The sequence below is a fragment of the Arthrobacter sp. Y3223151 genome (assembly GCF_059091125.1).
In genome coordinates this window covers 72,364-85,503 of the sequence record NZ_JBNHGI010000007.1, presented here as the reverse complement: position 1 = coordinate 85,503, position 13,140 = coordinate 72,364, and the positions used below count along the sequence as shown (strand labels likewise).

The 13,140-nt window shown below is 70.3% G+C and carries 14 protein-coding genes; 3 read left to right on the top strand and 11 right to left on the bottom strand.

Annotated features, from left to right (window positions below):
* Positions 1–76: 76 nt before the first annotated feature.
* On the bottom strand, positions 77–1,108 hold the full coding sequence (locus AC5RUP_RS11395; protein WP_494154835.1) for an o-succinylbenzoate synthase: 1,032 nt from the start codon (positions 1,106–1,108) through the stop codon (positions 77–79).
* Positions 1,109–1,174: 66 nt separating this feature from the next.
* Here AC5RUP_RS11395 and AC5RUP_RS11390 point away from each other — a divergent pair, with 66 nt between their 5' ends.
* Together AC5RUP_RS11390 and AC5RUP_RS11385 are read left to right on the top strand one after the other, a co-directional pair.
* Positions 1,175–2,086, top strand: coding sequence for a phosphatase PAP2 family protein (locus AC5RUP_RS11390; RefSeq protein WP_494064834.1), 912 nt, complete (start codon positions 1,175–1,177; stop codon positions 2,084–2,086).
* Positions 2,087–2,209: 123 nt separating this feature from the next.
* Complete coding sequence (locus AC5RUP_RS11385) at positions 2,210–2,782, top strand: GNAT family N-acetyltransferase (RefSeq protein ID WP_494154834.1); 573 nt, start codon at positions 2,210–2,212, stop codon at positions 2,780–2,782.
* 90 nt (positions 2,783–2,872) lie between these two features.
* Here the strand turns inward: AC5RUP_RS11385 and AC5RUP_RS11380 are convergent, their stop codons facing one another.
* From AC5RUP_RS11380 to pdhA, 5 genes are all read right to left on the bottom strand, one after another.
* Complete coding sequence (locus tag AC5RUP_RS11380) at positions 2,873–3,736, bottom strand: MBL fold metallo-hydrolase (RefSeq protein WP_494132185.1); 864 nt, start codon at positions 3,734–3,736, stop codon at positions 2,873–2,875.
* Between the two features lie 145 nt (positions 3,737–3,881).
* Entirely contained in the window at positions 3,882–4,097 is a 216-nt protein-coding gene (locus AC5RUP_RS11375) for a hypothetical protein (RefSeq protein WP_494000602.1), read from the bottom strand.
* Positions 4,098–4,186: 89 nt separating this feature from the next.
* On the bottom strand, positions 4,187–5,725 hold the full coding sequence (locus AC5RUP_RS11370; RefSeq protein ID WP_494158557.1) for a dihydrolipoamide acetyltransferase family protein: 1,539 nt from the start codon (positions 5,723–5,725) through the stop codon (positions 4,187–4,189).
* Between the two features lie 2 nt (positions 5,726–5,727).
* Positions 5,728–6,777, bottom strand: a complete 1,050-nt coding sequence (locus AC5RUP_RS11365) for an alpha-ketoacid dehydrogenase subunit beta (RefSeq protein ID WP_494154856.1) — start codon at positions 6,775–6,777, stop codon at positions 5,728–5,730.
* A 27-nt stretch (positions 6,778–6,804) separates the two neighbouring features.
* Positions 6,805–7,965, bottom strand: coding sequence for a pyruvate dehydrogenase (acetyl-transferring) E1 component subunit alpha (pdhA, locus tag AC5RUP_RS11360; RefSeq protein ID WP_494154855.1), 1,161 nt, complete (start codon positions 7,963–7,965; stop codon positions 6,805–6,807).
* Positions 7,966–8,179: 214 nt separating this feature from the next.
* Here pdhA and AC5RUP_RS11355 point away from each other — a divergent pair, with 214 nt between their 5' ends.
* Positions 8,180–8,641, top strand: coding sequence for an Lrp/AsnC family transcriptional regulator (locus AC5RUP_RS11355; RefSeq protein WP_493978019.1), 462 nt, complete (start codon positions 8,180–8,182; stop codon positions 8,639–8,641).
* A gap of 67 nt (positions 8,642–8,708) precedes the next feature.
* Here the strand turns inward: AC5RUP_RS11355 and AC5RUP_RS11350 are convergent, their stop codons facing one another.
* From AC5RUP_RS11350 to paaD, 5 genes are all read right to left on the bottom strand, one after another.
* Positions 8,709–9,344 (bottom strand): dihydrofolate reductase family protein, encoded by a 636-nt coding sequence (locus AC5RUP_RS11350; RefSeq protein WP_494155219.1) that lies wholly within the window; start codon positions 9,342–9,344, stop codon positions 8,709–8,711.
* 120 nt (positions 9,345–9,464) lie between these two features.
* Entirely contained in the window at positions 9,465–10,424 is a 960-nt protein-coding gene (locus tag AC5RUP_RS11345) for a 2-hydroxyacid dehydrogenase (protein WP_494158556.1), read from the bottom strand.
* A gap of 147 nt (positions 10,425–10,571) precedes the next feature.
* Positions 10,572–11,339: an enoyl-CoA hydratase/isomerase family protein gene (locus AC5RUP_RS11340; protein ID WP_494065495.1), complete on the bottom strand. Its 768-nt coding sequence runs from the start codon at positions 11,337–11,339 to the stop codon at positions 10,572–10,574.
* An 87-nt stretch (positions 11,340–11,426) separates the two neighbouring features.
* Positions 11,427–12,581 (bottom strand): 1,2-phenylacetyl-CoA epoxidase subunit PaaE, encoded by a 1,155-nt coding sequence (gene paaE, locus AC5RUP_RS11335; RefSeq protein WP_494064842.1) that lies wholly within the window; start codon positions 12,579–12,581, stop codon positions 11,427–11,429.
* A complete protein-coding gene (paaD, locus tag AC5RUP_RS11330) occupies positions 12,582–13,118 on the bottom strand; it encodes a 1,2-phenylacetyl-CoA epoxidase subunit PaaD (RefSeq protein ID WP_494153602.1) in 537 nt (178 codons plus the stop codon).
* Positions 13,119–13,140 lie beyond the last annotated feature (22 nt).

Here is a 13,140-nt window from a genome sequence, read left to right as displayed (position 1 = left end):
GGCGCTGCCATCCCTGCTCGTTCGGCACGTCCCCGGCCGTCGAGCTCCGCGCCGGCGGCCGTTCCCCGCCCCTAAATCACCGCTCCAGCAGCCGGTACGTCCGCGCCAGCCGTTCCAGCCACCACTGCCGCCGATCCTCGGGCGCAGCAAGACGGTCCAGCAGGTCAGGGTCGGGCACTACGTCGCGCACCGGGAGGCTGCCGGCCACCGGCACCAGCGGTTCCGCCGCAACGTCCGCGTCCATCAGGGACACCGTTGCCAGTCCGCAGGCATACGGAAGTTCCGGCAGCGCCGCCGCCAGGGCCACGCCGGCACGGATCCCCACGGAGGAGTCCAGGGCGGAACTGACGACGGCGGGGAGCCCGGCTTGGGCGACGATTTCCAGCGCCCGCCGTACGCCCCCGAGGGGCTGCACCTTGACCACGATCAGGTCGGCTGCGTCTTCGCGGGCCACCCGCAGGGGGTCGGCGGCCTTGCGCACGCTTTCGTCGGCCGCAATGGGGGTGGCGATGCCGCGCCGCCTCAGTTCGGTCCGCACGGCGCGCAGCCCGGCGATGTCGGCGACCGGCTGCTCGGCGTACTCCAGCGAATATCCGGCCAACCGGGTCAACGCCTCCACCGCCGCGGGCACGTCCCAGCCGCCGTTGGCGTCGACCCGGAGCGCAGCGTGCGGGGCTGCGGCACGCACCGCCGCGACGCGGGCCACGTCCTGGTCGATCTCCTGTCCGGTTTCGGCAACCTTGATCTTCACCGTCTGCGCGCCGTCGTAGCGGGCCAGCACCCCGGGTACCTCCGCCGGCGCCACCGCGGGCACCGTGGCGTTGACCGGGACGCTGTCCCGGACCGGCGCCGGGAAACCCCGCCAGCCCGCCTCCACCGCGGCCGCCAGCCACGCGGCGGCTTCGTCGTCGTCGTACTCAAGAAAGGGCGAGAACTCCGCCCAGCCGGCCGGGCCCTGCAACAGCAGCACCTCGCGGTGCATCACGCCGCGGAAGCGGACCTTCATCGGCAGCGACACCACGCGTGCGGTGGCGAGCAGGTCGGCGAGGTCCGGGAGCTCCGGCCGGTCGGAAAGCCCGGGAACATCGGGAATCTGGTGCGGTGTCATCACCTCCAACTGTACGGCGGGCGCCCTTCCCGGAAGCTGTCAGCATTGTGTGCGACCCTAGAATCGATGACTCCGCAGCGTTCCCGTGTCCGCTCCCGGCCCGCCTCCAGCCGTCCGGCGGCCCACGCTCCTGCCCTGTTCTGGCTGGGAGCACTGCTGTGCGCGGGGGCTTTTGTGCTGAACTACTACGCCTTCGTCCGCACCACCACCGGGCAGTTCGCCGACGAATCGGCCTGGGCGGAGGCGGACTCCGGCTGGCGGCTGGGCCGCGGCGTTTTCCTGGACTTTTTGGACCTGCTGCCGGATATCTCCGTCGCCGTGGCGGCCGTGGTGCTGCTGGTGGCGGCCTTGGTACGACGCCGGTGGGGGCCGGCGGTGGTCGGCGTCGGGGTGGTCGCGGCGTCGGCGGCGACCACGTGGATTCTGAAGAACCTTATTCTGGACCGGCCCGACCGCGGCGTGCCCACGCTGGAACACAATTCGCTGCCGTCGGGGCACACCACCATCGCCACGGCTGCCGCCCTGGCCATCTTCCTGGTGGCCTCGCCCCGCTGGCGGCCGTTCGCCGCGGCCGCGGGTGGTTTGTATGCCGTGCTGGCCGGTGCCGCTACCTTGATCAACGGCTGGCACCGCCCGGCAGACGTGGTGGCCGCTTTTTTGGTGGCCGGCTTTTGGGTGCTGGCCGCCGGCCCGGTCGTGCTGCGGCGCGGCAGCGATTGGAACATCTGGTCCGGCTACGGCAGCTTTTGGGCGGCGTCCGCCTGGTGGCCGCGGCTGTGCTGGCTGCTGGCCGTGCTGGGCATCGGCGCCGCCGCGGGACTATACCTGCTCGCGCAACAGGCCGGCGCCGCACCTGTCCCCGGCACCGGCAGGCTCCCGTTGTTTTTCTGGGCGGGCATGGGCCTGATCACCGGCACCGGGATGCTGCTCAGCGCCCTCCTGACCTGGTTGTTCGGCCTCCAGTCGCGCCGACTTTAGGTCACGCGCGGGAACGGCAGCGGCGGCCGGGCTTGGAGCATAGCCAACGGTCAGCCTTGGAGCATTGCCGGCGGCCGGCCCCGGAGCATTGCCAGCACAGGATGGCGGTGGCAAAGTGACTCCATGGCCATCGAGGTGCGTCCGGCAACGGTTTTCGGCGATGTGAAAGCCGTGCTGGGGCCAAAGCGCGCCGATGCGAACGTCTGCTGGTGCCTCAGCTACCGCCTTCCGTCGAAAGACAACGCCTCGCTGCGGGGCGAGGCTCGAGGGGCCCTCGTCGAGCGCTTGTGCGGGCAGGACCCGCCGCCGGGGGTACTCGCCTACGACGGCGACGAGGTGGTCGGCTGGGCCGCCGTGCATCCCCGGGCGGACACGGCCTTCGCGCGCAACCGAAAGATCCCGCACGTGGACGACGTCGATGTGTGGTCGGCGTGGTGCATCCGGGTGCGTCCGGGGCATCGCGGCAAGGGGATCTCGCATGATTTGCTCGCCGGCGCCGTCGACCTTGCACGCCGGCACGGAGCCCCCGCCATTGAGGGCTACCCGGTCGACAACGCGGGCAAGAAGGTCGACCTGACCATGGCCTACGTCGGCACCCGCAAGCTCTTCGAACAGGCCGGCTTCACGAAGGCGGCAGACACCGACTCGGTGGTGAACGGGTTCCCGCGCGTCCTCATGCGGCTGGAACTGGGCTGACGCCCCCTTTCCGACGCAGCGCGCCGCCGCACCCGGCGCCGCTCTGCGGCCGCCGCTCCCCGTCGCCGCCGCTCCTCCGCCGCCGCTCCCCTAGCGGTTGGCGGTGAGGCGCTGCAGCAGGGCGCGGGACTGCACCGGCCCGTAGGGCAGGATCGGGATGGCCTTGGTGGAGTCCGCGGGAGTGTCGCGGCTGGCCTGTTCACCCATCCGGACGGCCAGGGTCATGGTTTCGCACATGTTCTTCACGAAGGCGTCGCTGACGGTCTGGCCGTGGCCGGGCACCAGCACGTCGTACTCGTGCCGCAGCCCGGAAATCCGGCGCAGCGTTTCCACCCAGTCTCGCGGGTAGGAATCTTCGAAGGCGGGCGGGGCGCCCTGCTCCACCAGATCGCCGGCAAAAAGCGTGGTGGGCGAACCGACCAGCAGGTCGCCGTCGGTGTGGCCGCGGCCCAGATGAAAGAGTTTGACGCTGACCTCGCCCAGGTCGACGGTGGTCTCCGTGTCCACCAGCTTGTTGGGCATCTTGATCCCGGTATGCTCCCCGTCGCCGGCCGCCATTTCGGGTTCCGTTTCCCCGACAGCCTCACGCTGGAGCACGCCGTTCTCTGCGACGTCGTGCGCGCAATTGCGGTGGGCGTAAAAGTCCTGCACGCCCTGGGCCGCGAAGTAGGCGTTGCCAAAGACGTGGTCATAGTGGAAATGCGTGTTCACGACGACGAGCGGCAGCTTGGTCAGCGCGCGTACGGCCGCGTAAATCCGCCGTGCCTGCCGCGGCCCGGCACCGGTATCCACCACCAAGGCCTTGTTCCTGCCGACGACCAGCCCGGAGTTCAACAGATACTCCCGGGTCCTGATCACGTAATTGCCGGGTGCCACCTGCACGCATTCCGCCGGCTCCCCGGCCTGGTCCACCGGCTCCCCGGCCTTGTCCTCTGATCGGGCGGCATCGCTCATCCGGGCCGTCACCCTCCGTCGCGTCGAACACCGGCCGCGCGGACGGCGCAGCCTGATCCTGCCACGGTACCGCGCTAACCCCTCCGACACACCGAGCCACCAGGCCGCGGCCAACTGGCTGCGGCCTCCTGACGAGCGTCCCGCGCTAGAGTTCGTGGACGGAGCGAAGCACCTCGCGCACCTCGCCGAACGGCACGGAGTCGTCGACGTAGGCCTGCACATGCTTGGAGCCCATGCCACGGACCATCACGCCGTGTTCCCCCTCGGCAGCCGACTCGAGGAACACCGGCCGCAGCGCCTCGGCATGGTGTGCAGACAGGCGGGAGAGGTACTTTTTGTACGCCTCTGGCAGAGTGACCATGCCCTAAGGGTAGCGCCGGCGGGGACGGGCCAGCTAGGGATAATTTCGGGCTGCCGCCGGCCGGTCGGGCGCCGGCCGGCGGGAAGGTGCTACAGGTCCGCGAGGACGCTGCCGGGGTTTTCGATCGCGTCCGCCACGTAGCGCAGGAAGCCGCCCGCCGTGCCGCCGTCGCAGACGCGGTGGTCGAAGGCCAGCACCAGTTCGGTCACCTTCCGGACCGCCAGCTGCCCGTCCACCACCCACGGCTTGTCAATAATCCGGCCGACGCCGAGGATCGCCACCTCCGGGTAGTTAATGATGGCAGCGCTGCCGTCCACGCCGAAGACGCCATAGTTGTTCAGCGTAAACGTGCCGCTGGTCAGCTCGGCGGGCGTGGCCTTGCCGTCGCGGGCGACGGCGGTGAGCCGCCTGATCTCGGTATCCAGCTGCCGGGCGCTGAGCTTGTCGGCGTTGCGCACGCTGGGCACCATCAGCCCGCGGTCGGTCTGGGCGGCGAAGCCAAGGTTCACGCCGTCGAAGCCGACGATCTCCTCGCCTTCCATCCGGGTGTTCAACTCCGGATATTTGGCCAGGCCGGCCAGCACGAACCGGGCAATAAAGGCCAGCAGCCCCGGGGTGTTCTCCGGATCGCGGCGCTTGAGGTCGGCGCGCATCTGCAGCAGGGCGGTGGCGTCCACGTCCACCCAGACGGTGGCCTCGGGGATTTCGCTGCGGCTGCGCGACATCGCCTGGGCCACGGTCTTCCGCACGCCCTTCATCGGGGTGCGGGTTGCGATGCCCAGGCCAGTACGGGCGTCGGTGCCGACGGCGCCCGCCGTGCGACCCTCCGCCGGTGCTCCGGCAACGCCGGTGGCGGGGGCCGCGGCTCCGGCCAGCGCCGTGGCGGGGGCTGGGGCTCCGGCCAGCGCGGCCTCCACGTCCTTGCGCAGCACCATGCCGTCCGGGCCGGTGCCGGTGATGTCGGTCAAGCGGAGACCCGCGTCGCGGGCCAGCTTGCGGACCAGGGGCGAGATGACCAGCGGGGCCCGGCCGCCGCCGGCCGGCACGGGTTCCTCCTGAGTTGCCGCGGTCACCGGAGCTACCGCCGGGGCGGCCTTCGGGAGGGTCGCCACGGCAACCCGGCCGGTCTTTGGTTTGCGGGTGCGCTTGGACCCCGCCGACCCGCCGGGTGTGCCGTAGCCGATCAGCACGTTGCCCGACCCGGACTCCGCAGGCTCCTGGATCCCGGCGCGCTCCTCCCTCCGGTAGGCCTCGCCGTCGGGATGGGCGGCGCCTGCCCCGGCGCGGTCCGGGTCCGGAGCGTCTCCCGCCGCGACCGCGGCGGCAGCCTCCCCCGCCCGGGGTGCCTGCGGCGCGGCAGCCGTGGCGCCGTCGTCGTGCACGTAGCCCGGAGCGTCCACGGAGATGAGGGGCTTGCCCACGTCCAGGGTGTCGCCGGCCGCCCCGTGCAGCACCGCGACGGTCCCCGCGAACGGGCTGGGCACCTCCACCATGGACTTGGCGGTCTCTACTTCGGCGACCGGCTGGTCCACGCGGATCTCGTCGCCGACCTTGACCAGCCAGTTGACCAGTTCGGCCTCGGTCAGGCCCTCGCCGAGGTCGGGCAGTTTGAATACCTGTCGCGACATGGCTACGCGTCCTCCCACTGAAGTTCATCCACCGCGTCCAGGATGCGGTCCACGCTGGGCAGGTAGTGCCGCTCCAGCTTCGGCGCGGGATACGGAATATCGAAGCCGGTCACGCGCAGCACCGGGGCGGCCAGCGAGTGGAAGCAGCGCTCCTGCACCCGCGCCACGATCTCGGAGGCGACGGACGCGAAGCCGGGGGCTTCGGCAACGACCACGGCGCGGCCGGTTTTGCGCACCGACGCCATCACGGTTTCATCGTCGAACGGCACGATCGACCGGATATCGATCACCTCCAGCGAGCGCCCCTCCTCGGCGGCGGCCGCGGCGGCCTGCATGACGGTGGGCACGGACGGGCCGTACGTGATCAGCGTGGCGTCGGTTCCCTCGCGGGCGACGACGGCGCGGCCGATGCTGGAGTCGGCGGACGCAGCCGTCGGCTCGGGTCCGTCGGCCCGATCCAGCGCCGGGGTCCCCCACTGCGACTGCAGCGCTTCTAGATCCAGCTGCTCCTTGGAAAAGTAGAGCTTCTTCGGCTCCAGGAACACCACCGGATCCGGGAAGCGGATGGCCTCGCGGAGCATGGTGTAGGCGTCCTCCACCGTGGCCGGCGCCACCACGGTCAGGCCCGGCGTGTGCGCGTAGTAGGACTCCGAGGAGTCGCAGTGGTGCTCCACTCCCCCGATGCCGCCGGCATACGGAATCCGGATGACCATCGGCAGCTTGACCCTGCCGCGGGTCCGGTTGGGCATCTTGGCCACGTGCGAGACCACCTGCTCGAACGCCGGGTAGGCGAACGCGTCGAACTGCATCTCCACCACCGGGCGGAGTCCGTTCATCGCCATGCCGATCGCCATGCCCATGATGCCGGATTCGGCCAGCGGGGTGTCGAAGCAGCGCTCCTCGCCGAACCGCTTAGTGAGGCCGTCGGTGATGCGGAAAACGCCGCCCAGCGGGCCCACGTCTTCACCGAAGACGACGACGGAGCGGTCGGCTTCCATCTCGTCGGCCAGGGCCGTGTTCAACGCCTTGGCGAACGTCATTGTTGTGCTCATGGTGTGTCCTTTGGTCGGCGGCGGCGCTCAGGCCGACTCGCGCGAGAGCTCGTCGCGGAGCATGGCGGCCTGCTCGCGCAGCTGGCTGGTCTTTTCGGTGTAGACGAAGCGGAACAGGTCCTCCGGGTCCACGTCGGTCTCGGCATTGAGTCCGTCGCGCATCTGCGCGGCCACGGTTTCCGCCCGCTCGGCGATCTCCTCTTCGAGTGCCTCGTCCAGGAGGTGCAGCTCCTTGAGGTACGCCCGCAGGCGCACCAGCGGGTCCTTCGGCGCCCACTCGGCCACTTCGTCGTCGGTGCGGTAGCGGGTGGCGTCGTCGGCGTTGGTGTGCGACTGCATCCGGTACGTGTGCGCCTCGACCAGGGCGGGGCCGCCGCCGTCGCGGGCGCGGTTCACGGCCTTGCCGAGCACGGACAGCAACGCGGCGGTGTCGTTGCCGTCCACGCGCTCGCCCGGCATGCCGTAGCCGATGGCCTTGTGCGCCAGCGACGGCGCCACCGTTTGCTTGTTCAGCGGGACGGAGATGGCGTACTGGTTGTTCTGCACGAAGAACACCACCGGGAGGTGGAACACGGCGGCGAAGTTCAGCGCCTCGTGGAAGTCGCCCTCGCTGGTGGCCCCGTCACCGCACAGCGCGACGACGACGGTGTCCTCGCCCTTGAGTTTGGCGGCGTGGGCGACGCCGACGGCGTGCAGCAGCTGGGTGGCCAGCGGCGTGGCCTGGATCGACACCTTGTGCTCGTAGGGGTCGTAGCCGCCGTGCCAGTCGCCCTGCAGCAGGGTCAGGGTCTGCACCGGGTCGACGCCCTTGGCGATCACGGCGACGGTGTCGCGGTACGTCGGGAACAGCCAGTCGTCCCGGTCCAGGCACAGGGCCGCCGCCACCTGGCAGGCCTCCTGCCCGTGCGACGACGGGTAGACCGCCAGCCTGCCCTGGCGGACCAGGGCGTTGGCCTGGTCGTTGACGCGGCGGCCGACCACCAGTTCGCGGTAGGCGCCCAGCAGGGCTTCGCCGTCGGGCAGCGGGTACTTGTCGTTGTGTACGTGCCGGCCGTCCGGGTCCACCAGTTGCACGGGCTCCTCGGAGGGCAGCATGTAGGCCTCGGCGGTGACCTGATCATCCATGCCGGGGCGGCCGGACGGGTCGGACATCGATCCCTCGATCGGGTTACCGGTTGAGATGGTCATGGTGTCTCCCTCGAATCCTTGGTCGGCGGGCGCCGTTGCCTGCCGCCCCGCACGGCGCGGGCGGCTCTGGTGAAGAAACTGTGTAGCTTTAGTATGGATTCGGCTACTTTTCGTATCCACTTATGCGGGAAAACGTGGATTATTTGCCTGTCTGGCCGTACTCTTGGAGACGAATTGTTAATGTGAGCTGGATAACCCCGCGAGGTGTAGACAGATGGCCAACGGTGCCGCCGCAAAGGTCCCGCAGCTGGACGAGATCGACCGCCGGATCCTGGCGGAGCTGACCCGGGACGGCCGGCTGTCCGTGACCGCGGTCGCCGAGAACGTGCACATTTCCCGCGCGCACGCCTACTCGCGCATTGCGCGGCTGACCGAGGCCGGCGTGCTGACCAAGTTCACGGCGTTGGTGGACCCGATCAAGGCGGGACTAAAGGCCTCCGCCTACGTGACCCTGAAGCTGCGCCAGCACTCCTGGCGCGAGCTGCGCGAGGCCCTGCGCGCCATTCCCGAGGTGCACCACATCGCCCTGGTCGGCGGGAACTTCGATGTCATCCTGCTGGTCCGTGCCGTGGACAACGTGGACCTGCGCCGGGTCATCTTTGACCAGATCCAGTCCATGCCCGGCATCCTCGACACCCAGACCTTCCTGGTGTTCGAGGACCTGGACACCCGCTGAACCGGCCGGCGGGCACGGCGCTGCCGGCCTGCGGGTCCCGGCCCCGGGTGCCGGCGGGCTCCGGCGCTCAGCCGCCGTTCCCGGCCCGGGGCGCCGCGGCCTCGTTCATGTTGCCGGTCTCGACCTCGCCCGCACGCTCATACACCAGGGCCACCGCGCCCTTCTCGAAGGTGCGGGCGGGGCCGGCGAGGCGGAAGGATGCCGGGATGGTGCCGGGGCCGAAGAGCCGCTTCCCGCTGCCCACCGTGAGCGGATACAGAAAGAGGTTGAGGCGGCCGACCACGTCCTCGGTGAACAGCGACTGCAACAGGTCGCCGCTGCCGAACACGTGCACCTCGTCGTGCCGCTCGCGGAGGTGGGCGGCCGCCATCGCATCATGCAACGCGGTCGTGCCCGCCCAGGCAGGCTCGGTGAGCGTCGTCGACACGACATACTTCGGCACCGCGTTGAACTTCACCGCGATCGGAGAGTCCTCGCCGGCATGGGGCCAGTAGGACGCGAAGATGTCGTAGGTCTTCCGCCCGAGCAGCAGCGCGTCGATCCGGTCGATGACCGCCCCGATCGCCTCGCCGGATGCTTCGTCGAAGAACGGCGCCTGCCAGCCGCCGTAGTCGAAGCCGCCCTCCGGGTCCTCGTCGGCCGCGCCCGGCGACTGGTACACGCCGTCAAGGGTGAGGAACATGTTGGCCACGATGATGCCCATGGGTCTTCCCTCCCGGCGCGTAACACCGCCCCCGACGCGCCGCCTTCATCCTGCCCGCGGGCCGGGACTGTTGTCCAGACCCGGGCGCCTCGGCAGGCCACGGGCGGGGCATTCGGGGACTCAGGGCCGAAAGCGGCCCGGCTGCACCAGGTTCTGCGGTGCCCGGCCGGCCGCGACCGCCGCCAGTTGATCCTTGAGGAGCCGGACGATCCGCGGTTCGAACGCCGTGGTGTCGCCGCCCAGGTGCGGGGTGATCAGCGCGTTGGCGGCCCGCCACAGCGGGTGGTCCGGCGGCAGCGGTTCGGGATCGGTGACGTCCAACGCGCACTTCAGCCGGCCGGAGACGACTTCCGCGGTCAGGGCCGCCGTGTCGACCACCGCCCCGCGCGCGACGTTGACCACCAGCGCACCGTCCGGGAGGGCCGCCAGTACCGCCGCATCAATCAGCCCGCGGGTGGCGTCCGTCAGGGGCGTGATGAGGATCAGCACCTCGTGGGACGCGGCCAGCTCGGTCAACTCGTCGGTGCCGTGGACATGGCCGTCGCCGTCGTCCCGGGCGCGGGTCCCCACCCGGGTCAGCTGCACATCGAAGGGCTCCAGCCGGCGCGCGATTTCCCGGCCGATGCCGCCCACGCCGACGAGCAGCACCTTGCGGTCCGCCAGCGACGGCCGCCGCACGTGGCGCCACCGACCCTCGGGCTGGTCGCGCGCGGCGACGTCGATCCCGCGCAAGGAGGCAAGCACGAGCCCGACGGCGAGTTCGGCGGTCGCGGCGGCGTGTACTCCGGCCGCGCTGGCGATGGCGACGTCCGGTCCGACGGCGGCGGCTATCCCGTCGACCCCGGTGGTTTGGGCCTGCACCAGCTTCAGGTTCGCCAGCTTCGGCAGGCCGGCGACCGCCGCGGACATGTCCGGGTACGGCAGCACCACGGCCTCGATCTGTTCGGGCCGGGCGCCCTCGGGGTCGCCGTCGAAATCCCAATAGACGGTGCGGATCCCCGCGGGCAGGGGTTCCAGGGCGGCCATCAGGTCCCGGTCGGGGCAGGCGACGGTGGTGACGGCTGGCGGGGCGGCATTCATGTGACTCCTGGAGCAGAGGCCGGCAGCCCGACGGCGCGAACGGGCTTCGCGTGGAAGCCTACCCTTGCACCGCGCGGGCTCAGGCTAACCGCGCGGCACCGGGCTGGCCGCGCGGCCGGTACCGCGCGGCGCCGCCGCGGCCGCGCGTCAGCCCTTGAAGACCGGCCGGCGTTTCTCCTGGAAAGCCTTGAAGCCTTCGGCGTAGTCGTCGCTCTTGCACAGCCGGCCCTGCGCCGCGTTTTCCTCTTCGGTGGCCAGCCACAGGCCCAGCCGCTGGTCGCGGATGTTCGCCACCAGTTCCTTGGACGCCCGGAACGCGCCGGTGGCGCCCTGGGCAACCTTGCCCACGATGCCGCGGGTGGTCTCCAGCAGTTCGTCCGCCGGCATGGCCCGGCTGAACAGCCCGGCCCTCACCGCCTCCTCGCCGCTCATCAGCTCGGCGGTGTAGATCAGGTCCAGGGTGCGGTGCGCGCCGAGCCGCTCGGTGAACAGCCAGTGCCCGCCCGAGTCCAGGGTGGCCCCCAGGTTGGCGAACGGCGAGCCGATCTTGGCGCTGTCGGCCACGTACACCACATCGGTGGCGATCAGCAGGCCGAGCCCGACGCCGAGCGCCGCCCCTTGCGCGGCGGCGAAGGTGGGCGCGGGGAACTCCGCCATCTTCCGCAGCACCGGGGTGACGACGCCGGACAGGTAACCGTAGGCGTCGTCGGTGGCCGGGTCCACCGCGGAGATGTCGCGGCCGGCGCAGAATCCGCGGCCCTCGCCCCGGAGCAGCAGCGCACGGACGCCGGCGGCGGCGGCGTCGTCGTAGGCCTTGCCCAGGTCATTGACCGCCTGCTCGTCCAGCGCATTCATCTTGCCCGGCGCGTTGAGCACCACTTCGGCGATGTTGTCCTCGATGGACAGCTCAATCATGCTCATACGTGAATCCTCCTGAGGGGCGCCTGGTTGTCGAAGAGAGACTGCGCGAGGGACGGGTGTGGCCCGCCCCTCGCCGCGTGTTTACGCGTCGTAGTCGACGCTGATTTCGTCGCTGGTCGGGTGGGTCTGGCAGGTCAGCACGTAGCCGCGCTCGATCTCGTCCGGTTCCAGCGCGTAGTTCTCCTCCATGGTGAACGTGCCGGAGACCACCTTGGCGCGGCAGGTGCCGCACACCCCGCCGGCGCAGGCGAAGGGAACGTCCGGGCGGACGCGCAGCGCGGCGTTGAGCACCGACTCGCGGGCATGCTTGGGCGAGGCGACCTTGCCGGAGAGCCCGTCCAGCCTGAAGTTGATCTCGTAGTTGTCCGCGCTGGGGTCGAGCTGCACCGGCCGGCCGATGTTGCCCTGCGGCTTGGTCGGCTCGCCGGTGCTGAACAGCTCGAAGCGGATCTTGTCGGCGGGCACGCCGCGCTCGGCGAGGGTGTCGCGGCACAGCTGCACCAGTTCGAAGGGGCCGCAGAGGAACCACTCGTCGACGTCGTCGGTGCGCAGCACGTTGTCGAACAGGCTGGTCAGTTTCTCGGCGTCGATCCGGCCGGAGAGCAGCGGCGAAATGCGCTGCTCGCGGGAGAGCACGTGGTGCAGCGCGAAGCGGGTGGGGTACTTGTCCTTCAGGTCGGCCAGTTCCTCCACGAACATCACGTCCATGGCGGCCTTGTTCGCGTAGATCAGGTCGAACCGGACGCTGTCGCTGGCGGCCAGCACGGTCCGCGCGATCGAGATCACCGGCGTGATGCCGGACCCGGCGGCGAACGCCACGAAGGTGGCCCCGGCGTCGGCATTGATCTGTTCGGGGTGGTTGATCTCCGTCATCTGGTGCTTGGAGATGAAGGCGCCGGTGGGGCTCATGACGTCCAGGACGTCCCCGGCCTTGAGGTGGTCGTTGGCCCAGTTCGAGAACAGTCCGCCGATGTCGCGTTTGATTGCCACCCGGATTTCGCCCGGCTTCGGCTCGGCGCAGATGGAGTAGCTGCGCCGGATTTCCTGGCCTTCGAGCGTGGTGCGCAGGGCCACGTACTGGCCGGGCACGTAGTCGTACTGGCCGTGCAGTTCCTCCGGCACCTCGAACGTGACCTCGACGGCTTCGTCCGTGAGCTTGCGGACCTCGGCGACGGACAGCGGGTGGAAGGTGGCGCGGCGCTTGACGGCCGTGGCCTCCGGGGTGGAAGTAGTCATCTAGAGCACCTTGAAGTAGTCGAAGGGTTCATGGCAGTCGTTGCACTGGTACAGCGCCTTGCACGACGTGGAGCCGTAGCGGGACAGCTCGCGGGTGTTGAGGGAATCGCAGCGCGGGCACTTGACGCTCAGGCCCAGCCTGACCGGTCCGGTGCGGACCGGCGCCATGCCCGACGGCGGGGCGATGCCGTACTCGTTCAGCTTGGCCTTGCCTTCGGCGGTCATCCAGTCCGTCGTCCAGGCCGGGGCCAGCACCTGCTTCACCCGGACGTCGGCGTAACCCTCGGACGCCAGCGCGGCGACAAGGTCGTCGCGGATGGCGTCCATGGCCGGGCAGCCGGAGTAGGTCGGGGTGATGGTCACCTCGACGGCCGGCCGCCCGCCGTCGTCCGTTTCATCCAGCACCGACACGGACCGCAGGATGCCCAGGTCCTCGATGCTCAGCACGGGGATCTCCGGGTCGCAGACGGTGGCCGCGACGTCCCAGACGCGCGCCGCTTCGGTTCCTGCCGGCCGTTGGGCCGTATTGGTGGACATGAATAGCTCCGTTACTCCGATG